The sequence below is a fragment of the Microcoleus sp. D2_18a_B4 genome (assembly GCF_036702475.1).
In the GTDB taxonomy this organism is placed as follows: domain Bacteria; phylum Cyanobacteriota; class Cyanobacteriia; order Cyanobacteriales; family Microcoleaceae; genus Microcoleus.
Genome location: NZ_JAUBTL010000039.1, coordinates 20,822 through 42,999 on the forward strand (window position 1 = coordinate 20,822; position 22,178 = coordinate 42,999).

Genomic DNA, 22,178 nt, shown 5'->3' on the forward strand with positions numbered 1-22,178 from the left:
AGGGAGCTGAGGTCGGTATTTTGATTGCTGCCGAGAGACAGGGATGTCATGCTTGAAAGTATCTGCTCCGCTGCTTGAGCGTCATCAGTGCCAGCCTTTTCTAACAACACTTTAACTGTGTACCTTGCCTCTTGTGAAAGGCTGTCAATATGCCTGCACCAGTCCGCAAAGCTGCTAAAACTCATTGGCTCGTTTGGTTGTTTTTCTGACATAAAACACTCCGAGATTGGTCAGGGGGCATGGGGCATAGGGGATGGGTAATGGGAATACTGTTGACTGTTGACTGTTGACTATTACAAATCGCCCTTGCGTACCTTCTGTTACTGAATTAAGTCTTCTATTTCAAATCTTCCAGCTTAATCCTAGAAGCGACAGCTTTCAGCAGCAAATCTGCCAACAAATTCCCAAGAATCAACATCGCCGCACCCATCATCAAACTTGCCATTACTAAATACAAGTCTTGATTAGTCACAGCCTCCAAAGTCAGCTTTCCCAAACCCGGCCAATTAAAGAAATATTCGGCAATAAACGCACCGCTCAACAAACTAGCTTGCCTCAAAACCCAATAGCGTAATCAACGGATTAACAGCATTCCGCAAAGCGTGAACGTAAATTACTCGATCGTCCGGCTTCCCGGCGAGCCCGTGCTGTTGGCATCTAATCTTGACGCAGCACGTCCAAAAATTGTCCGCGCCTCAATCTTTGCTGAAGAGCAAAACCAGTAAGGCCCAGGGCGACAGTTGGCAAAATTAAGTGCCAGCCGTAATCGAGGATTTGACCCCACATTGGGTAAGTCTGCGCCCTCGATACAAGTCATTCCTCCGACGGGAAACAGAGGCTTCGTATTCTGAGCAAAAAATAGCAGCAGCTTTGCTGCGAGCGAGCTGGGAAATCCTTGTCCCCTGTAGCTGACTACTTGTAGATATCCATCGCCGCCATTATATCAAGTCTGCACGGAAAATTCCTCTGGATCAATATCCCAATTTACCCAGCGAATTGCCTCCCTCGCTGATATCAGGTACGGCGGCACTCTCAAAGCGTGAATGAATCCCGTACTTGGACAAGTCATTTTTAACAAACAAATCGGCTCGACATCATAGCCGTCATCTATATCATCGGCGTCATCTATTTGTAATAGTGCATACTCCTGCCAACTATCTATTTGTTTTGCTGACAATTCTTGAATTATGCGAGCGTAACCAATTCCTTCAATTAACACTCGCCGAACTTCGGCATTATATTCTGCTAAAATCCATTGGGATTGCCATTGATTTGGGTGGAATTGGCCGTATTCTTCAGGCAATCTGACACCGTGATAATAATAAAAATTCCATCCATCCGCAAACTCAATCGCAGGTTCTGCTTCGGCGTGCAAGCGGTTTTGACTGTCAAAGCGCAGGTGGCGGGGGCGATCGCACACAAAGCAAATTTTTTCAAAGGGAAATATAAAACCGCAATGCTCGAAAAGCAGCTTTTGGCAGTGATGTATTTCTTGTGCCTTTTGGGAAAGATTGACGCCTAATGAAGAAATATACCATTGAGTCAAATAGATTTCTTTAAACAAAGTCGTGGGGGTTTCAGGGAATTCCAGGTCTAACAAATGAGCGGGAAAAAAATTCCCCATCGTTCGTTCCGATCGAGCATATTCCTCAACAACTTCGTACATTAGCGAACTCAGCGTGCTGTCTGCTTCGGACTCGATCGTCATGCTACGGAGCTCATACTCCCACACCGCCGGACTTGTAAATTCTCTCACAATCGATGGGGACATCCATTTCCCGTCTAGCTTTTTCCCCAATCTATCCCAATGCCCTTCCTTTGACCAGTTTGGTGAATGGTCGCCTTTGGGCAAGTTGAAGAGTTGGAGAAAAGCGTCGCGGGGACTGCTGCAAACAATAACGGAGGGTTCTTCTAAGCCAATAGCGGCGTAAGCAACTTTGACTGCTTCTGTGGCTTTTTGAGCATCAATTGGCGTAGTCGAGAGAGTAATAAGATGTTTCTGTGCGAGGAGGCCTAACACGCACAGAGCGGTAATTTGATTGCCGCCGAGATCCAGTGTTGTCAGATTGGTGAGGGCTCGCAAGGCGCTGATGTCGGTAATTTGATTGCCGCCGAGATCCAGTGTTGTCAGATTGGTGAGGGCTCGCAAGGCGCTGATGTCGGTAATTTGATTGTTGTGGAGATTGAGTGTGGTCAGATTGGTGAGCGAGCCGAGAAAGCTGATGTCGGTAATTTCCTTAATTTCCTTGTTGGCCAGATTCAGTGTGGTCAGATTGGTGAGCGAGCCGAGAAAGCTGATGTCGGTAATTTGATACCAGTCGAGATTGAGTGTGGTTAGATTGGTGAGCGAGCCGAGGAAGCTGAAGTCGGTAATTTTATTGCTTTCGAGATCCAGTGTTGTCAGATTCGTGAGCGAGCCGAGGAAGCTGATGTCGGTAATTCGATTTCTGTAGAGATTCAGCGTGGTCAGATTGGTGAGCGAACCGAGATAGCTGATGTCGGTAATTTTATTCCAGTCGAGATTGAGTGTGGTTAGATTGGTGAGCGAGCCGAGAAAGCTGAAGTCGGTAATTTTATTGTCGCCGAGATCCAGTGTGGTCAGATTGGTGAGCGAGCCGAGGGAGCTGATGTCGGTAATTTGATTGCCGCGGAGAGACAGTGTTGTCAGATTGGTGAGCGAACCGAGAGAGCTGATGTCGCTAATTTGATTGTAGCCCAGATCCAGTGTGGTCAGATTGGTGAGCGAGCCGAGGAAGCTGATGTCGGTAATTCGATTTCTGTAGAGATGCAGTTCTGTCATGCTTGAAAGTATCTGCTCCGCTTCTTGTGCGTCATCAGTGCCAGCTTTTTTTAACAACACTTTAACTGTGTGCCTTGCCTCTTCTGAAAGACTGTCAATATGCCTGCACCCGTCGGTAAAGCGGCTAAAACTCCTTGGCTCGTTTGGTTGTTTTTCTGACATAAAACACTCCTAGATGGGGAATGGGGAATGGGGCATGGGAATATTTATCGCACTTTTATGGTAATTTATCGCGTAGTAATAGCCAAGTGTTGAGTTTTTCATCTAAAACATATTTATCAGTATCAGAAAGTGCTGCAATAACTTTCAAGCGATTTTTAAGTTTTCTTAACTCGCGAATTTCTGCAATAGGTAGCGTTTGCCAATTAGCAGCCTTTTTTTCGACATCTTCCTGCGACTCTTTGATGTTATCCCAAAACCATTCTAAAATTAAGTTAACATCGAGAACAGGATGATCGGAAATTACTTCCTGTTTTTCTATCATCGCAGCCCGCAACATCATTGAGGAAATCGTAAAAGACTCGCCACTACCTGGTTTTTTGAGATCGGCATCATCGGCCTTGCGATCGTAAATTGCGATCGCGACTTCTGCCCATTTGCGATCGCACAAACCGGAACCATTTTGACCTTTTCGAGCCTTAGCCGAGGCAACATCGGCTAATAATAGCCAGTTAAACCCTTGTGGTTCGGTGGTTTGACCTGAAAATATGTTGTTCGCCCAAATCAGTACAGATTCGGCATTTTGTTCGAGAATGCGATCGAGGGATATTGTCGTAGGAGATTGAGTCATAATTTATCTACTCCACATATTCGATATCAGCATTATTTGTATCAACTCCTTGCTGCCTAAAGGCTGCAATTCCTAGTTCTAAGCTCTCTGAATTGGGTCTAAAATGCCCGCTGTGATTGCTGATTGTTAGCAAAATATACAAACCGTTGGTGCCGACAATCTCGGCTTCTCCTGCCGCCAAAACCGGCTGACCGCGAGTTATAACCGTATGGTAAATTTCATTGTTAACATCTAAAAATTTCGGAATTATAAGGAGTTCTAGGTTTGTTGTCACTGCCCATTTGACAGTACCTTCATTAATTATATCGTCAAATCCTGCTTCTCCCACTTTAATGGGTCTGATACCTAACTCATCTGCCGATCGAATTTCATCATTTAGCGTCGCGGGGGACTGATTGGAAAAGCGAGGGCTAGGAACATTATTTGAAAATGATTGTGTCACAACCGAAATTAACGAGAATCAAATTTATAATCAAATATGATTCTCTCACTTCAAATCTTCCAGTTTAATCCGAGGATCGACAGCTTTCAGCAGCAAATCCGCCAACAAATTCCCAACAATCAACATCGTCGCACCCATCATCAAACTAGCCATTACTAAATACAAATCTTGATTGTTCACCGCCTCCAAAGTCAGCTTTCCCAAACCCGGCCAATTAAAGAAAAATTCCGCAATAAACGCACCGCTCAACAAACTAGCAAACTCAAAACCCAACAGCGTAATCAACGGATTAACAGCATTCCGCAAAGCATGAATGTAAATTACTCGATCGTCCGGCAAACCTTTCGCCCTTGCCGTTCGGATGTAATCTTGACGCAGCACGTCCAACAATTGTCCGCGCATCAATCTTTGCAAACCAGCAAAACCAGTAACGCTGAGGGCGACTGTTGGCAAAATTAAGTGCCAGCCGTAATCGAGGATTTGACCCCACCAAGGTAAGTCTGCATGGTCAATGCTTGTCATTCCTCCGACGGGAAACAGAGGCGAAGTATTCTGTGCGAAAAATAGCAGCAGCAACGCTGTGATAAAGCTCGGAAATCCTTGTCCGGTGTAGCTGACTACTTGCAGAACTCGATCGACTGTGCGGTTTTGATTGACGGCAGCGACTATTCCCAAGGGAATCGCGATCGCCCAAGTTACAATCAAAGATGCGATCGCCATTAATAACGTCGCCGGTACCCGTTCCCACAGCAGCGAAGCTACGGATCGCTGATACACAAAACTCGTGCCAAAATTCCCCCGCGTCACAATTTGTTGCAGCCACCGCCCATACTGCACAATCGCTGGTTTATCTAAGCCGAACTGCTGTTCGAGTTGCTTGAGTGTCTCCGGCGAAATCTTGGGATTTTGGCTCAAAGTATCCAAGTAATTTCCCGGTGCTAGCTCAATAATTGCAAAACAAAGCATCGATGCCAAAAATAGGGTTAAAAGTGCCTGCAACAGTCGCTTGAAAACATAAGTAAATGTCTCGCTGCTAAACAGAGAACTCAACATTCGCCAATTTCGATTCAATTTAATAGAAGTCATAGGATTTTAGATTTTAGATTTTAGATTTTAGATTTGAAGAATTGTGAATGATATTAATTCCGGTTGCATCGGAATGATTTAACCACAGAGAACGCAGAGATCGCAGAGAAAGAGAAGAGAGGGATGAATAATTCCGATGCAAAGGTCAAGGATATTATTTGTCTGTAGTTTTTACTCAGCAGTCAACAGTCAACTGTCAACTGTCAACAGTCAACTGTCAACAGTCAACAGTTAACTAACTAATACTCCACTAGCGTGACGATCGGCACATCGGGCAATTTCTGCCTGCCGCCCAAGGCCTGCAATTCGATGATAAAAGCAAAACCGACAAGCTCGCAGCCAGCTTGTTCCAACAATTTAGCCGTCGCCGCCGCTGTTCCGCCAGTGGCGATTAAATCGTCCACAATCAGCACCCGGCTGCCGGATGTCATTGCATCTCGGTGCATCTCCAGTCGATCGACACCGTACTCCAACTCGTACTCAGCAAAATGAACCGCACCTGGCAGTTTCCCCGGTTTGCGGACAGGAATAAAGCCTATTCCCATTTTATAAGCCAACGGCGCGCCAAAGATGAAGCCCCGCGATTCCATGCCCACCACATAGTCAACAGACATTGCAGAGCATTTTTCCGCTAAGCTGTCAATGGTGTAGCTCAGCCCTTGCGGGTCGCGCAGCAAAGTTGTAATGTCTCGAAACATAATTCCCGGCTTGGGGAAATCAGGAATGTCGCGAATCAGAGATTTGAGATCCATAAGCTTGCAGATCGGCGTTGAGGGTAACGAGGCATCAAAAATGGTACAATAATAACGTCAAAATTTAAAAATTTAAAAATAAAAATTAAAACTAAGAGCTTCTTTAATTTTTATTCTTTAATTGCTTAATCCTTTACGTACTATGTAAACAAATGTCATAATTCCCTAACAATAGGGTTGAATATCAACATTTGTCACCCTATGATCGAAAGTCAAAAATCTAATATCTAAAATCCAATGATTAAGTTGGCAGCACGAGTGGGTGAGGTTCCTCCTTCTATAACCTTGGCGATCGCAGCTAAGGCTAAAGCCATGAAGGCCGAAGGGATTGATGTCTGTAGTTTGAGCACGGGAGAACCCGACTTTGATACCCCCGAACACATTAAAGCAGCGGCAAAACAAGCTTTAGACGCGGGGAAGACTAAGTACGGCCCTGTGGCTGGGGAACCGCAGTTAAAAGCTGCGATCGCCCGCAAACTCCGATCCGACAACAATCTCAACTATCAACCAGAAAATATCCTTGTCACCAACGGCGGCAAGCATTCGCTCTACAATCTGATGATGGCTCTGATCGAGCCTGGAGAGGAAGTAATTATTCCGGCTCCCTACTGGCTGAGCTACCCTGAAATGGTGAAACTCGCTAGCGGCAAGCCAGTAATTGTACGGACTGATGCTTCTACAGGATATAAAATTACACCGGAACAACTGAGTAAAGCGATTACTCCCAAAACCAAGTTATTTGTACTGAATTCGCCTTCTAACCCGACGGGAATGGTGTATACTCCGGCGGAAATCAAAGCATTGGCCGAGGTGATAGTCGATCGAGATATTTTAGTCGTTGCTGACGAGATTTACGAAAAAATTATATATGACGGCGCCCAACACGTCAGCATCGGTTCCCTGGGCAAAGAAATCTTCGATCGCACCCTGATCAGCAGCGGTTTTGCTAAAGCTTACTCGATGACAGGCTGGCGAGTCGGTTATTTGGCCGGGCCGATCGAATTAATCAAAGCCACCAGCACCATTCAAGGTCACAGTACCTCAAATGTGTGTACCTTTGCACAGTACGGCGCGATCGCAGCTTTGGAAAGCAGCCAAGAATCTGTCGAAACAATGCGTCTAGCTTTTGCCGAAAGGCGTCAGGTAATATTTGAATTACTCGATGCTATCCCTGGAATTAGCTGTATTAAACCAGACGGTGCTTTCTATATGTTTGTCAACATCAGCAAGACTGGAATGAATTCTCTGGAATTTTGCGACGCTTTCTTAGAACAGCAGCAAGTAGCAGTTATTCCGGGGATTGCTTTTGGTGCAGACGACCACATTCGCTTGTCTTACGCCACCGATTTAGGCACAATTAAAAAAGCCGTAGAAAGGCTCGATAAATTTGTCCGCAGTATCTAAAAATTAGTCTTTTGACTGTTGACTGTTGACTGTTAACGGTTCACTGTTAACGGTTAACGGTTAACTGTTAACTGTTCACAACTGACAACCAACAACTGACAACTGACAACTGACAACCAACAACTGACAACTGACAACCAACAACTGACAACTGACAACCAACAACTGACTAATGACTAAAGCTGTTTAGTCATAATCTCTTTGAGCAAATCCAGCCCCTTCTTAACTCGCCGAGAAACAGTCACCGCACTGATACCCAAGCGTTCAGCGGTTTCCTTCTGCGTCAAATCGTAGAGAAAAACAAACTCCAATATCTCGCGAGTCCGTTGTTCCAACATCGCCAAAGCTTGCTGTACGCGAATTTGATCCTCTTGCGCCAACTGAAAACTCCGATACTTGCTATCGGGCACCAATTCTCCCAGACAAGTCGCCCCCTCATCTTCATCTTGCATCGGCGCGTCCAAACTCAGAGGCGATCTGTTGAGATGGGCCAACTTAATTTCTTGCCATTCTTGTACAGAAACCTCAAGGGCTGCTGCTACTTCAGCATCCGTAGGTTTGCGGTTTAACTGCACTTGCAAATCCTTGATCGCTGCTACAGATTTGCGTTCCAGGGACTGCCAGTGGCGGGGAAACCGCACAGAAGGGCTTTTGTCGCGCAAGTAGTGTTGAATTTCGCCCCGTATGTAGGGAATTGCAAAGGAACTAAAAGCGTGTCCCTTGGCGATATCAAACCGCTCGATCGCCCTGATCAACCCAATACATCCGACTTGCAGCAAATCGTCGTAGCTTTCACCGCACTGGTTGATCCAGTGGTAAACTTCTTTTCTGACCAGTCCAGTATTCAGTTTAACTAACTGATTGCGGATTTCATTCGATCCAGAAACTTGGTACTCGCGCAACAATTGCAAATTTTCGCTTTTTAGCTCGTTCGGCACTGTGGTAGACATGGTGACATAAGGGTTGGTAGAGCAGAGGACTGAGGTTGCTTTAGATCTAGCTTCTAATCTAGTCTAAAACAATTCACTTTTAGGTAGTGTAATCCTAGCACTTAATAGGTGTGATAGCGGACACACCTGTTTAACTTTCCGAAGGTGCAGGGATTGAGCGGGATTATCCGACGGTTTTCGGCATAAGGCAGACTTTTACCAGCTAGAAGGCTTTCGACCGAATCCCGAAGTTAACCAGGATTTTTGAAAATTATATTATAAGCTGAAAGCGCTGTGAATACAAAACTTTAATTAATAAAAAATCCCAACTTAATAACTTGCGACTGACCACAATTCAATCATAAATTTAGTCATTAGTCAACAGTCCTAAGTTATATTGCTCAAGACTGTTGGCTAATGAAGAGCGAGCAGTACCTTTAGTACCAGAAACTGCTCAAGTTCGATCGATCCAGAAAGCCAATTTTACGATACAGAAGGCTCAATGCGAGCGTAAAACAAACCCCGAATTTTCACGTCCAGAGCCGGTCTAGCTCCCAAATCAGTATCCGAAGGCTGTGTGCTCTCAAAAATCCCGCCAACTTCGCCAGTGGCGCTGTTGACTTTAGCAACTTGGAGAGAAATTTTGCCCGCCTTGGTACGGGTGTCAGCAACCTTAACATTAGCCCGCACACGTTTGGAATTGTCAGTAGCCGGAAGCGCTACAGCATTGTCATAGCCAGTCGCTACCCCACGACCTTTAGGGTCTAAAAAGCCTGCGCTGCGGTAAGAAGGAACGTTAAACTCCCCTCTCAAATCGGTGGAAGTATTGATAGCAACCACTCCGGGATCGGAACTGGCTACCAGTTCTTTAATAGTGAACAAGAAAGGTACTTGCTCTCCGCCCGGTAACTGAATCGTAATAGCTTGAAAATCCAAGCCGTCTTCTTCTGTGAAAGTCAGAGTTCCGTCAGTATCGACCTTGAGCGTACCTTGAACTTGGTCAATGCTCGACGTGAACCGGGTCAGCAATTTACCTGGCACAAATTCCGCTTCTTGGCGTTTGTTTGCTGGTTCTTCCTTCACAAAATAAGTTGTGGGCTGCAAACACAAACCAGTCAGTTTATAGGTGGCGCCCGCTTCGATGGGGATCGATCCCCGAGAAGTTTCTGCCAAGCTAGGGCAGTTATTAGCCAAGCCAGTACCTCTAATCTCGTCGTAGGTGAGCAACTCCGTAGTCGCCACCGTCGTGTCAGAAGCAGAAGAACAAGCAACCAGCGCACTCATGCAAAATGCTAAAAGTGCAACAATTAAAGCACGATATTTCATTGCAAACCTCAATATCCACCATCGGATTATATTAAGAAAAAGCCCTAGTTCGAGCAAAATATAATTGCCCGCCGGCAGGCTAGGCCAGCGCTTAGGGCAGCATTTAGATCCAGATCGCTCGCTTCACCGAGACCGGCATTGACTCAAAAAATCAAGCTAGTGCGCCGTGAAAATAAGCATGAACTTATGATTTCTCAAAGGTTCGGATCGCAGCCCAATACACATGGTACGACGGGTTGTGCTCTTTTCCTGACTTGGACTGCAAATTAATATTGCTTAAGTCAACCTACTTAAGTTACTTTGCTTATGGCCCCGAATGGCGATCGCGACTAGCTCGATTAGTCGGTTGACCAAAAGGCTGGGGACAAAGGCCTTGTAGATTTCAAAGGAAGCAGCGGTATGGACAACGGCAAAGATTTAGAGTCAGAAAAGTTGCAGTCTCAAATGCACTCGCTGACAGAGGCGATTCGGACTTTAGCCGAAAGTTGTCAGGGAGACAGTCTGCTGCTTTTGGCCCTGCTGCGGAGCCTGGAAGCTTCGCACCGGGAAATTCGGGACGGTTTGTTTCAAGCGTCTTTTCCCGACAACCGCCAAGCACTTTACAAACTGCTCAGGAATATTGAAGCCAATGGCGGCTGGCCTTACATCCACCGCATGAAACTTCGATCGCTCTTGGGGTACACCCAACAATTATCTCCTCTAGAAGATTCTCCAGCCGAGTCGCCACAAGACTCGGCAGAAACTCCCCAAGACGTTAAATAGTTATGAGTTATGAGTTTAGTGAGTTTTACATTAACTCATAACTCATCAGTGAGCGGCGCGATCGCACCTAGAACCCGTAAGGTGTAGGAGGTAAGGGTATCGGGTTCGGCACCGTCGGGAATATCGGCGTCTGACCAGGCGGCATTGGCCATAGTCCGGGCGTCGGAGGGATCGAACTAATTGATAGCAGAGGCGAATCAGGCACGCTAACTGTCGGCGGAATCGGAATTCTCGAAGCAGTCGGCGTTGGAGTCGGAGTTGGTGCTGCGGTGGGAGTCGGAGTTGGTGCTGCGGTGGGAGTCGGAGTCGGTGCTGCTGTGGGAGTCGGAGTCGGTGCTGCTGTGGGAGTCGGCGTCGGTGCTGCTGTGGGAGTCGGCGTCGGTGCTGCTGTGGGAGTCGGAGTTGGAGTTGGAGTTGGAGTTGGAGTTGGAGTTGGAGTTGGAGTCGGAGTCGGAGTCGGAGTCGGAGTTGGAGTTGGAGTTGGAGTTGGAGCATCAGTTGCAGCCTCCGTTGCAGCCCCAGTTATATCTGTAGTTGTGGTTGTAACTGTGGTTGTAACTGTAGTCCTAGTTGGTCTGGGGGTAGCCGTCCCAGTCACAGCGATAAAATCATTCGCCTCGATCAGCGCCGCCGGAGTGTCGATCAAAATTGCTAAAAGCTTGCCGTCGAGCGTCGTAATTACTGTATCCCTGACATTTGCACCGTTACCTTGCCGAACTTGCAGTTGAGCGAAAGATAAATTGCTCGGCAGTCCAAAGAAATCCTCTGTGTCATTGTAATCAGTAATTAAAGCCAAACTGCCAGGCCCGGCTCCCAATCCAAAGACATCGCTGCCGCTGCCGCCAGTCAGAGTATCCGAACCCTCGCCTCCGATTAAAGAATCATTACCTTCTGCCCCAAATAAATTGTCATTGCCGAAACCTCCCAAAATTGTATCGTCGCCGATACCTCCAGCCAAGGAGTCATCGCCAAAACCGCCGTCGATACCATCATTACCTTTGCCACCAAACAGGAAGTCATTGCCTTCATCTCCCAGTACCGAGTCGTCGGCTTCATCGCCGCGAAGGGTATCCGAACCGGTGCCGCCAAAAACTGTATCGTCAGCCTTGCCGCCGAATATCTGGTCATTACCAGCGTCTCCGAAGAGCGAATCGTTGTCGGCATTGCCGTACAAAGTGTCGTCGCCGTCGCTGGCACTCAAGTAATCGTTGCCCTCACCGCCCAACAGTTGATCCCTGCCGCTACCGCCGTTGAGAGAATCGTTCCCAAAATTCCCGTAGAGAAAGTCGTCATCAGCATTCCCGAACACGGAATCGTCGCCGTCATTCCCTGTGAGGGTGTCGTTGCCAGTACCGCCGGCAATCACATCAAAGCCTGCGTTCCCACTAACTAAGTCGTCCCCTGCATCTCCCAACACGCTGTCTATCCCGTCGTTGCCGTCGAGGATGTCGTTGCCCAAACCGCCGCGAATCGAGTCGTCGCCGTTGCCGCCGGAAGCAGAATCGCGGCCTTGGTTGCCAATAAGTTCGTCATTTCCTTCACCGCCAATCAGCGAATCTGCTCCGTCACCTCCAAGAAGCTGGTCGTTGCCGCCGTCGCCCTCTAGGGTGTCATCTCCTCCCGCACCCAGAGGCGTGTCATCGCCATCTAAGCCGCGAATTCGATCGCCCAGCGGAGTCCCTAGAATAAAGTCGTTGCTGTCTGTGCCGATCAGGTTTGTCATACGGGATACACCGGTCCTCAATAAAATAAATTGTTTGAAATTAGGTTAATCGCCTTCGTGACAAGGGATTGCTGCTTGCCTAGGTTAGCATAATTGAGATTTTGGCAATCTGGTCTTGGGCGCGGGAAGTTTTGCCCGTGTCCGCCGTTGCGATCGGGGCTGGTCTAATGCCCGATTAGTCATTAGTCATTAGTCATCAGTCATTAGTCATTAGTCATTAGTCCTTAGTCATTAGTCATGAGTCATTAGTCATGAGTCATTAGTCATTAGTCATTAGTCATGAGTCATTAGTCATTAGTCATTAGTCATGAGTCATTAGTCATTAGTCATTAGTCATTAGTCATGAGTCATTAGTCATTAGTCATTAGTCATTAGTCATTAGTCATTAGACCTCTTGCAAAAATCCTTTTCCTCAATTGATGGGACGGGCAAGATGCCCATCCCACAAGAGTTATTTTTTCTTGTGGGATGGGCATCTTGCCCGTCCTAATTATTTTTGCAAGAGGTCTATTAGTCATTAGTCAACAGTTAACAGTCAACAGTCAACAGTCAACAGTCATCAGTCAACAGTCAACAGTCAACAGTCAACTTTTATGCGCTAATAGGTAACACTATCTCAAATTCACTTCCTCCCCCCAAAGTAGAATTGACATTTATTGTTCCACCGTGGGTTTCGACTACAATCTGGCGGGCGATCGCCAATCCTAACCCAGTGCCTTTTCCTACTGCCTTCGTGGTGAATAGATGGTCAAAAATCCGCTGTTTTACTGATTCTGTCATGCCTGCACCGTTATCGGCAATCTGAATTTTGATGTGTCGATCATCCGATTGACTGGTACGAACTGTGATACAGTGTGGATTTGCTTTAATTGCCTCCAAACTGCGTCTTTGGTTTGATTCTTCTAGGGCATCGATCGCGTTAGCAAGCAGGTTCATAAAGACTTGGTTCAGTTGACCGGGAAAGCATTCGATTGGGGGGAGATTGCCGTAGTCTGTGACGACTTCGATCGCGGGATGGTGTTCGTTGGCTTTCAGCCGATGTTTCAAAATTAAGATTGTGCTGTCAATCCCCTCATGGATATTAAACGGAACTTTGTAGTCTTTATCGGCTCTGGAAAAGGTGCGGAGGCTGGTGCTAATGCCGCGAATGCGATCGCACCCGACTTTCATCGACAACAGCATTTTTGGCAAATCTTCTAAGGCATACTCTAAATCAATATCCTCAGCATCTTCTTCAATTTCCTCGCCGGGATTTGGCAGTTTTTGTTGATATAATTTTAAGTGGGAAATCACATCTTTGATCGTGGTGGTTGCTTCCTCAATATTGCCGCTAATAAAGCCGACAGGATTATTTATTTCGTGGGCTATTCCTGTGACTAGATTGCCCAAGGCGGACATTTTTTCGCTTTGCACGATCTGTAACTGTGCTTGCTGCAAATCGAGGAGCGATCGCTCTAATTCTTGTGCATAAGCTTGAGATTGTTGGTACAAGCGGGCATTTTCTAGAGAGATAGCCGCTTGGGCGCACAAAAGTTGGATGACTTCAGTGCGATTTTCTGTAAATGCACCCATTGTCAAGTTATTTTCTAGATACAGAATTCCTACCAACTTTCGCTGACTCATAATTGGCAAACACAAGATACTCTTGGGTTGTTGCCGGTTCAAGTATTCTCCAATTACAGGTATATCTGTTTTCAAATCATCAATTACCACCTGTTTTCGAGTATTTTTCACATACTGAATCAGTTTGACTGGTTGGTTGGGATGGTTATCTAGTAAATCCGAGCAAAGTTCGGTGATTTCGGGTGTGGCGATCGCTCGCACCTGCCATTTTTCCTCGAAATTTGGCAGAATCAAAACACAGCGATCGCCCCCGGAATTTTGCAGGATAATTTGAGTCAGTTGGTGCAGCAGTTGGTCTAGTTGAATCGTACGGGAAAGCATCTGAGAAGCTTTAAGAATCGCGGTGAAATCGATCGCATCATTGATGCTACTGGGCGAAAGAGTGGTTTTTGTAGTGGTTTTAATGGCAATATTGGAGTTGGTAAGCGAGGCTAAAGTTTCCCTGAAAGTGAAATCTTCTGCGGGCTGCAAAATAGGATGCAGCAAATCGGGATAGCGTTTTTCGAGGTCGTCTATTTTGGCTTTCGCACCCCATTTGGCATAGCAGTAATAAGCTTCCTGCATATAACCAGCGGCAACTTTTTCTTTACCCCAGTTGAGATAGAACTTAGCTGCTAGTTCGTTGGCAAGTGCTTCTTCTTGCATATAACCATTTTCTTTGGCTCCGTTCAGGGCGCGATCGTAGAAATCCGCTGCTTCATAATTTCTTAACAGCACGCGATACCGCTCTGCCTCTACAAGATCGTGTTTGTGCAAATAGTTCATAGGGGCGTAGTTCGCCCAATTTTTTATTTTCTTTTGATTGGCAGCAACTTCTGTTAGGTACTGCTGTTGTTTCTCTTGTGAAACATCCCCGTAATTTCGGAGACGTGCCAGCGAGTCGTATGTATGAAATAACGGGAGTATAATTGAGCCAGAGCCACCATCCAGATACGGTATTGTTTGGATGGCACAATCTACAGCAGCCTGTGAATCGTCGGCGAACAAATAGACAAGGATAAGTTTGTGGAGATAGTAATAAATTAGCCCCAAGCGGTTATTTTGCTTGTGGTGCTGAGGCAGCACGCTCCTTTCATCATAAACGGCTCCAGCGAGCATCAAAGGATCGGTTGATTTTCCTTGCCAGTTTAAAACGGCTTGATGAGTTATATTATGAATTTGCAAGATGCTATCTTGATGTTGTTTTCGCATAAATTCGGCAAACCCATCCATTTGAGTTTCCAGATGGGAAAGTTCGACTGCACCGCTAAAGAACGCTAATTGACCGTATCGTTCAACCGCATAGGCTGCGTGTTCTAGATCGCCAGTATTCACTCCACTGGTGTAAGCTTTTAGCATTAAATTAAAAGTTGATTGGATGGCAGTTTTCCAGGGTAGGGTAAAGTAGGTAGCGACAAATGTTGAGGCGGAGCGAAATGCTTCTGCTTCAATCCTATCCAACAAAGCGAGGGCTAATTTTCCTGCCTCATACCCTATTTCAATATCATCCCGCAAACAACAAAGAATGAGGCCTAAGCCTGCATAGGCGTGGGTGTGAGCCGGAGCATTTCCATAGCGCAGTGCCAATTTCACCTGCTGAAAAAGCAGAATTGGCAATAGGTTGAATTGCGCCATGTGAGCAACCGGACACAGGCTAGCGAGAATGCGGGTGGCAGCGAGAATTGCGCGATCGCTCATTTCAGGAAGCTCGATCAACTCAGAAATACTTCTGCCTTCGAGCGCTGTTTCCATTTCGTTAAATGCCTGTTCTATGTCAGAGGGTGTGGCGTTTTTAGGGAGGGAAATTTCGAGGAAATTGAGAATTTTTAGCCCCAAGTCGATCGCCTCTTGCAACTGATTTTGGGCTTTTAAGGCTTGCAGTTTGACTTCATAAGCTGCTAACCGATCCTCAAGGGTGCGAGCATGGCTCAGAATATCGGCAATAGAGTTGTTCATTACCTCAAAGCTGCCAGAAAGATAAGCCGCTTCTGCCGAACAGTTTCTCAGAGCTAGCATTAAATCGTAATTTGCCTGCCAAGCATCCTCCCCCAAGAGGGAGATACCTATCGAGGCGTATTCTCTGGCTGCTGCGAAGGCAGTGGTTTCGCGAGCTTTTGTGGCAGCAATGCGGTTGAGCTTGGCGATCGTCAGGATTTCCTCTGAAGAATCAACGATTTCAAGGCATTGGTTGAACTGGTTAACAATTTGGAAAATGTCACTTTCTCGGTTCTCAGATGAAGCTTCTAGCAACAGTCTGGCAATCCTCAAGTGGCTAGCTTGTTTTTGGTTGTCCGCAATCAGGGAATAAGCGGCTTGTTGGACGCGATCGTGCAGAAAACGATACCCAACATTTGCGATGTTGTCAGTATTCGTATTATCTACATCATCATGGTTCAAATAAAATTTATACACTTCACTTTGCGGCAGAATTAATCCTTCTTGCAAAGCTTTCCACAAAGCATCTGCCGCCTCGACTTTGGATTTTTCTGAAACAATTGCTAAGGTATTAATATCGAAAGAGTTGCCAATACAAGCCGCAAATTTCAAAATTTCTTGAGTTTTGGCAGGCAATTTCTGCAACTGCTGCGCCATAAATTGTACTACATCCGATGTGAGAGATAGCACATTGATTTGAGCAATATCGCACTCCCAATAGCCCCGATAGGGATTAAATACAATCAGCCCATCTTCGTGTAATGCCTTGAGGAACTGAGTGGTAAAAAACGGATTGCCTTGGGTTTTACGATCGATTAATTCGGTCAGCATTTTTGCCACAAGATGGTTACACTGCAACGTATCTGCGACTAACTGATTTGTATCGGAGAATGCTAGAGGAGCGAGGGTAATTGTATTGACAGTTTTTCCAGTTTTTTTCAGTTCGTCTAATGCTAACATGAAGGGATGAACAGGTGAAACTTCATTATCTCGATAAGCTCCCAATACCAGCAAATAACTATTGTTTTCCATCAGCAGTTTTATCAACTGTAATGAAGCTAAATCAGACCACTGCCAGTCATCGAGAAACATCACTAACGGATGCGAGCTGGTTGCAAACAGAGCAATAAATTTTTGGAACAATAAGTTAAAGCGATTCTGGGCTGCAGTTCCCGATAGTTCGGGTGCTGGAGGTTGCTTGCCGATAATAATTTCAAGTTCGGGGATTACCTCAATCAAAACTTGACCGTTGCCGCCGATCGCTTCTAAAATTTTGGTGCGCCATTGAGCTAATTGCCTGTCGGATTCTGAGAACAATTGTCCCATCAAATCCCGCAATGCTTGTACGAAGGCACTGAAGGGAATGTTGCGATTAAATTGGTCGAATTTGCCTTTGATGAAATAGCCTTTTTGACGGGTAATTGGCTTGTGAACTTCGTTGATGAGGGCGGTTTTGCCTATGCCGGAAAATCCTGCTACTAGCATCATTTCGCCCTCAATGATTCCCCCCGAACTTTGCGGAACCAGTCCGTTGCCCCGATCCTCCGCGTTGCAGGAACTGGCGTGGGATTGAGGAGGTTTGGCAACGCGATTCTCCGATGGATGCGCTACGCGCTCGAAGCTTTCTAAAAGTCTCTTAACTTCTGTCTCTCTACCGTAGAGTTTTTCGGGGATGAGGAAGCGATCGCACACATCCTTCTGGGCGATCGTAAAACTCTCTATCTTACCCTTTTCTTCAAGTTGCTCCAAACAAAATTCTAAATCTGATATTAGTCCCAACGCACTTTGATAGCGGTCTTCGGCATTTTTTGCCATTAATCTGCTGACAATCTCCGAGAGTACCGGCGGGATTTCGGGATTGATTTGATGCAGTGATGGCGGTTGCTTGGCAATATGAGAGTGTACCAATTCCATCGCATCGTTGGATTGAAACGGCAATTGTCCCGCCAGCAATTCGTAAAAAGTCACGCCCAAAGAGTAAAAGTCTGTGCGGTAGTCAATGCCGCGATTCATCCTTCCCGTTTGTTCGGGAGACAAATAGCCGAGTGTCCCTTCCAGCACGTTAGGATTCATTAGGGTTTGAGTTTCCCTTGGCAGCAATGATGCAATACTAAAGTCAATGAGTTTGACTTGTTTTGTTTGGGAATTAATTAAAATATTGGCTGGTTTAATGTCTTTGTGAATTATCCGGTGGCGGTAGAGTATATCTAATGTATTGCTCAGGTCGATGCCCACTTGCAAAAACTCGCTCAGAGACGGCCCCGTTTCCTGTTTTTCCATCCATTCGTTCAGAGAAATTCCCCCAAAGTCTTCCATTACCAGCGCATAGCTGTTTTGGTAGGTTTCCAAGCTGTAGGTTTCGATGATTCCGGGTAAGTTGAGGTTTTTGGCGATCGTGTACTGATTGCGAAATTGCACCAGTTCGCTGAAGCTGGGATACTTACTCCGCAAGACTTTGATGGCGACTGGCTGTTTGTCGTCAATACGGAAAGCTCGATAAACTAGGGTGCGAGTTCCTGAGTAAATGCGATCGAGAATTTGATAACCTGTCAATGTAAAATTTATACTTGCCATACTTTGATTCTTCGCGTCCTCAGCGGGCTATTTCCACATTAGCAGAAGCCCATACAGTTCCCCAGTCCAGTGATTGTTAAATTAATATGACATAGAGCGCTCAACATTTGTGATAGGGATCACTGAAATAATACACTTTTTAAACTTACCAAATCCTATTTTTATTAAAAATTAAATAGCCTCATCCATATTGGAATAGTGAATAATAAACTAACGCAGCCGATGCCGATCGCAGTTACGGCTAATTCGCGATCGAGATTGAAAGCTTCTGCCAGCAATGTAGTACCAAAAGCAGGAGGCATTGCCATTTGCAGCACTAGCACAAGTCGCGGCGCGCCCGCGATCCCCAAAAACGTTAATCCCATGCCAATTACCAAGGGAATTAACAGCATTTTAATCGCCAGACAAGCCAAAACTTGTTTGAGGTTGTGCAAGGAATTCAACTTGCTCAACTGCATCCCGATCGTAATTAAAGCTAAGGTAATTACAGTCCAAGCACCTGTTGTTAACAATTCTGCGATTTGTGCCGACAGCGGCAAGCTGCGCGAGACAAACCCCAGACCAAAAGCCCACAATGCCGGATTCATAAAAATTGCCCGCAGGGGAGTTAACCAACTCTGACGGCGATCGCTTTTACCGCAGTGAGAAGCAATAGCAACTCCCAGTATATTGATTCCCACGGTAGTGCCTAGCAAGTCGTAAAACAACGCCCAGGCAAAGTGTTCCGAGCCTAATAAGGACAAGGTGACGGGAATGCCTAAAAAACCCGTATTACCCACCATCGTTGCCAATAAGAAGCTGCCTTGAGTGGGCAAACTCCAAGCGCTGGTGTGTTCCGGGCTATTTTGGGCCGGATTAAGACTCTTGAAACGTTCCTCGCCGACACCGAAATTTATCAAAATCCCAGCGAGTCCTCCACCTGCTAGAATTGCCGCCCAAGCTATCAGCGGCGCCATCCAAATAGCGCCAGACAAATTAGCGCTGCGGATAAAAGCAACAATGCTCAATGGCGTGCCAAAGAAGAAAAGAAACTTCGCTAAATATGTAGAATAGCTTCTCGGTAGCAGGCGGCCGAGAATGAATCCGAACGCCACCCATCCGATTAGATTTAGATAAAGTTTGAGCAGCGGATTTTCTAAATAAAGCATGATTTACTAAATATTTACTAAATATTTACGCAGATCCACTACTTTTGCCAAAACAGCCCACCTTTACCCCAATACGCTTGGGTTAAAAATATTTATTCCGGGCGAGATCCCTTGCAGCATCCCCCTGATAGTCGGGGGACTTTGAATAAGTTCTTGTCCCCCCCTTTTTAAGGGGGGCTAGGGGGGATCGAGCTTAACTGAATTGTATTTACCTTTAGGCTATCGCCGCAGTTTTCCCTGGCATCGCAGGGCTAAATATTAATGTTTATTCAGCCTCCCAGATAATTTTCCACACAGGCCTTGACATCCACATAAGCGCGTGTCATGATTAAGTTGATGAATAAGTCAACATAGGTGAAAACTATGGCACGGCAAGCAAAACAATCATCTCAAGCCAAAAGTTCCAGCAGCCACGCAGCCTCCAATACTCGCACCAAGTTTACCCTCTACAATTTTGCCGGAAACGCCAAGGCATTCTATTTAGTCGATCGCATTAATTTAGAAAAAAAGCCCGCTGATATCCCAGAAAAATCCGTCGCTCACAGCATCATCATCATCGACCGTTCCGGCTCAATGTATTATGACTTAGAACCGCTGAAAGAAACTCTAATCAAGCTTTTGACCTTAGACGAATACAACAATTACCAGCTAATTGTCAGCCTAATTTCCTATGCTAGCAATCGGGACGTAATTTGTCACTTCCAGCGAATTCCCATTCAAGAAGTGCTGAAGTTTGACTCTCAATACATCAAAGAAATTCAAAAAATCCACACGGCTGGCAGTACCTGCATATCGCAGTCGATGCAACTCGCTAAATCTCTGGTTAAAGCGGGAGAAATGACAGCGATTAATTTGCACACCGACGGCTATGCAAATGACCCTAGTCCCAATTCGGAATCTGCAAAACTAGGGGAAATTTGCGAAGAACTCAAAGACATGGATGTGTTTGCAAACACGATATCCTATGCCGATGCTGACTTCAAACTTCTCTCCAAAATCGCCAACACATTATCGGGAAATTGCATCCGCGCTGGCGAAGTCAAAATGGTTTATGATGCTCTTTACGACAGCACAAAACTGTTAGGCACTTCGGTTGCACCTCCGCTGGAAGAACCGTTAATTAAGGAATATGATTATCAAGTTTTTGTTTCCAAAAGCGGCAAGAAAATCAACGGTTCATCGAGCACGCTGAAAATTTGCGGGCTGAAAGCAGACGATCGGGGACTTTTTTACAAATATCAGAAAGTCGCCAAAGATGAGTATGACAAACTAGATGTTCCCGTTGCTCAAACTGATGAGTCGGTGTTTGCTTTTGCGAAAGTTAACCTCGCTGACGGCAATTTAAATACGGCTAAGTATGCGCTGGCGAGCACCTTCGACGCTACTTTGACGGAAAAACACGCTAAAGCTTTGACAAATGCCCAAATAGCGGAGTTTACGGAAGATTTGGAACAGGCTGTTTTTGCGCCTGATGTGTTGAAAAATCATGAAATTGGCGATCGGGTAAAAGTCAGCGAGAAAATTTCCCTGCTGGAGTTAATCAAGATATTGGAGGAAAACAGCAACAGCATCATCATCAACTTGAAACACTTGCAAGAAAATTATCAGCGAAAAGGTTTGAAGCGAATTGAGGGAAAGCGAGACGAAAACGGCAACCTTGTCAAGCCTTGGCTGAAAACTGAATTCTTGGATGGTGGCGAATACGTGCAAATGGGTTCATTTGCGATCAATCAAAATACCGCTACCATCAATATGCTGATTACCCGAAAAGCTAAGCTGGTAAAAGTTGAGGATGAAACTTTAATCGCAGAAGTGGCGGGAATTCTAGTTACAGACCTCAATACTTTCAACAATTATACTATTGTCAGCGACGGCGAAGTTAATATCAAGTCGCTGCGAACCAAAATCAGCAGCAAATCAGTGTTTAATTTGCTCAAAAAATGCGGTGTCCTTGAAAAAGACGGTTCGCCTGTGCAAGAATTTGACTTCCGTTCAGAGTACGATATAAAGTTAGAGACTTTGCCGCTGGTGCCTTTTGACGGGCGTTACGGCAGCCTTGACGGAGTGTTTGAGGAACTCGCACAAATCAAAATTCTCTCTAGCATTCTCTCGGCTCATTTGAAGGAGGAATCCGAGGCTTACACAGCGGAACAATTGGAAGAATTGAAACAGCATTATCTGTCAAAGAACCTTTACATCAACTTTCCGACGACGACGGAATACACAGATTTAAAAAGTGCGATCGCCAACGGTTCAGTAGATTCGCGAGTCAGCTACAAAATCGACATCGGCAGCAAAAACATCCTCAACTTCGGCAAATTGCACTCTGCCAACAAATTTCTCGATCGCCTTTATGAAGTTTACCACAAAAACACGGGCGAAAAGCTAGCAAAACCGACATTTGACATCACCTTAGATGAGCCTGTTGTCTTCGCGCACAAAACGCTGTCATCCCGAACAAAAATTACCAAAGTTGACGACTTGATGAAACAGATTTTCGATGAGTTTTTGGGGTTGGAGGATAACGGAATTGTTAGCGCTACTTTAGCCAAAGTCGGTGCAGATAGTTTGCTGCGCCTTTTGCAAGCGAAATGGCAGGGAGAAGATGTCAAGCGAGACGAATTTGTCGCTGCTTTAGCTAATGCGAATGATCGACTGGAAGCTTATGCTGAAAAAGTGTACCGCGAAAAAGTTTCACCGCTGGTTTTCTATATCGGTTCTACCGGACTTATCCCGGATGAAATGGAGGCAAAAGCGGCGACTGCTGAGGAAATTAATTCTAAATACGGCAACTTGCAATTTTCTAAGGATGAGCAAGAGGGGATGTTTTTTGAAGTGGGAGACTGCATTATTAGCGTGTATGCTAAGAATGAGTATTTCACGGTAGGGAAGTAGGAATTAGGGT

General features: G+C 45.8%; 14 protein-coding genes and 2 pseudogenes. 4 read left to right on the forward strand and 12 right to left on the reverse strand.

Features of this window, described 5'->3' with window-relative positions:
* The 7 genes and pseudogenes from QUB04_RS20920 to QUB04_RS20950 form a co-directional block, all read right to left on the reverse strand.
* A pseudogene (locus tag QUB04_RS20920) lies at positions 1 to 212 on the reverse strand (leucine-rich repeat domain-containing protein); the annotation flags it as partial.
* A gap of 125 nt (positions 213 to 337) precedes the next feature.
* A pseudogene (locus tag QUB04_RS20925) lies at positions 338 to 931 on the reverse strand (ABC transporter permease); the annotation flags it as partial.
* A gap of 12 nt (positions 932 to 943) precedes the next feature.
* Positions 944 to 2,962 (reverse strand): leucine-rich repeat domain-containing protein, encoded by a 2,019-nt coding sequence (locus QUB04_RS20930; protein ID WP_333287275.1) that lies wholly within the window; start codon positions 2,960 to 2,962, stop codon positions 944 to 946.
* A gap of 55 nt (positions 2,963 to 3,017) precedes the next feature.
* Positions 3,018 to 3,590, reverse strand: a complete 573-nt coding sequence (locus QUB04_RS20935) for a hypothetical protein (protein ID WP_333287277.1) — start codon at positions 3,588 to 3,590, stop codon at positions 3,018 to 3,020.
* A 7-nt stretch (positions 3,591 to 3,597) separates the two neighbouring features.
* Positions 3,598 to 4,032 (reverse strand): hypothetical protein, encoded by a 435-nt coding sequence (locus QUB04_RS20940; RefSeq protein ID WP_333108845.1) that lies wholly within the window; start codon positions 4,030 to 4,032, stop codon positions 3,598 to 3,600.
* A gap of 45 nt (positions 4,033 to 4,077) precedes the next feature.
* On the reverse strand, positions 4,078 to 5,118 hold the full coding sequence (locus tag QUB04_RS20945) for an ABC transporter permease (RefSeq protein ID WP_333287279.1): 1,041 nt from the start codon (positions 5,116 to 5,118) through the stop codon (positions 4,078 to 4,080).
* Positions 5,119 to 5,357: 239 nt separating this feature from the next.
* Positions 5,358 to 5,870 carry an adenine phosphoribosyltransferase gene (locus tag QUB04_RS20950; RefSeq protein ID WP_190740620.1) on the reverse strand — a complete coding sequence of 171 codons (513 nt, stop codon included), beginning with the start codon at positions 5,868 to 5,870 and terminating at the stop codon, positions 5,358 to 5,360.
* A 237-nt stretch (positions 5,871 to 6,107) separates the two neighbouring features.
* Here QUB04_RS20950 and QUB04_RS20955 point away from each other — a divergent pair, with 237 nt between their 5' ends.
* A complete protein-coding gene (locus tag QUB04_RS20955) occupies positions 6,108 to 7,274 on the forward strand; it encodes a pyridoxal phosphate-dependent aminotransferase (protein ID WP_333287281.1) in 1,167 nt (388 codons plus the stop codon).
* A gap of 102 nt (positions 7,275 to 7,376) precedes the next feature.
* Positions 7,377 to 7,454, forward strand: a complete 78-nt coding sequence (locus QUB04_RS32600) for a hypothetical protein (RefSeq protein ID WP_445301082.1) — start codon at positions 7,377 to 7,379, stop codon at positions 7,452 to 7,454.
* On the opposite strand, the gene QUB04_RS20960 is transcribed toward QUB04_RS32600, so the two are convergent.
* Both QUB04_RS20960 and QUB04_RS20965 read right to left on the reverse strand, forming a co-directional pair.
* Positions 7,451 to 8,224 carry an RNA polymerase sigma factor SigF gene (locus QUB04_RS20960; protein ID WP_333287283.1) on the reverse strand — a complete coding sequence of 258 codons (774 nt, stop codon included), beginning with the start codon at positions 8,222 to 8,224 and terminating at the stop codon, positions 7,451 to 7,453. The two genes, QUB04_RS32600 and QUB04_RS20960, sit on opposite strands and share 4 nt — an antisense overlap.
* Before the next feature lie 462 nt (positions 8,225 to 8,686).
* Positions 8,687 to 9,529: a photosystem II manganese-stabilizing polypeptide gene (locus tag QUB04_RS20965; protein WP_333287286.1), complete on the reverse strand. Its 843-nt coding sequence runs from the start codon at positions 9,527 to 9,529 to the stop codon at positions 8,687 to 8,689.
* A 399-nt stretch (positions 9,530 to 9,928) separates the two neighbouring features.
* Here QUB04_RS20965 and QUB04_RS20970 point away from each other — a divergent pair, with 399 nt between their 5' ends.
* Entirely contained in the window at positions 9,929 to 10,291 is a 363-nt protein-coding gene (locus QUB04_RS20970; RefSeq protein WP_333287288.1) for a hypothetical protein, read from the forward strand.
* Positions 10,292 to 10,358: 67 nt separating this feature from the next.
* Here the strand turns inward: QUB04_RS20970 and QUB04_RS20975 are convergent, their stop codons facing one another.
* From QUB04_RS20975 to QUB04_RS20985, 3 genes are all read right to left on the reverse strand, one after another.
* Positions 10,359 to 12,014 carry a calcium-binding protein gene (locus tag QUB04_RS20975; RefSeq protein WP_333287290.1) on the reverse strand — a complete coding sequence of 552 codons (1,656 nt, stop codon included), beginning with the start codon at positions 12,012 to 12,014 and terminating at the stop codon, positions 10,359 to 10,361.
* A 591-nt stretch (positions 12,015 to 12,605) separates the two neighbouring features.
* On the reverse strand, positions 12,606 to 18,125 hold the full coding sequence (locus QUB04_RS20980) for a protein kinase domain-containing protein (RefSeq protein ID WP_333287293.1): 5,520 nt from the start codon (positions 18,123 to 18,125) through the stop codon (positions 12,606 to 12,608).
* A gap of 164 nt (positions 18,126 to 18,289) precedes the next feature.
* A complete protein-coding gene (locus QUB04_RS20985; RefSeq protein ID WP_333287294.1) occupies positions 18,290 to 19,273 on the reverse strand; it encodes an AEC family transporter in 984 nt (327 codons plus the stop codon).
* A gap of 363 nt (positions 19,274 to 19,636) precedes the next feature.
* On the opposite strand from QUB04_RS20985, the gene QUB04_RS20990 reads away from it, so the two are divergent.
* Positions 19,637 to 22,168 carry a VWA domain-containing protein gene (locus tag QUB04_RS20990; protein WP_333287295.1) on the forward strand — a complete coding sequence of 844 codons (2,532 nt, stop codon included), beginning with the start codon at positions 19,637 to 19,639 and terminating at the stop codon, positions 22,166 to 22,168.
* Positions 22,169 to 22,178: the final 10 nt, after the last annotated feature.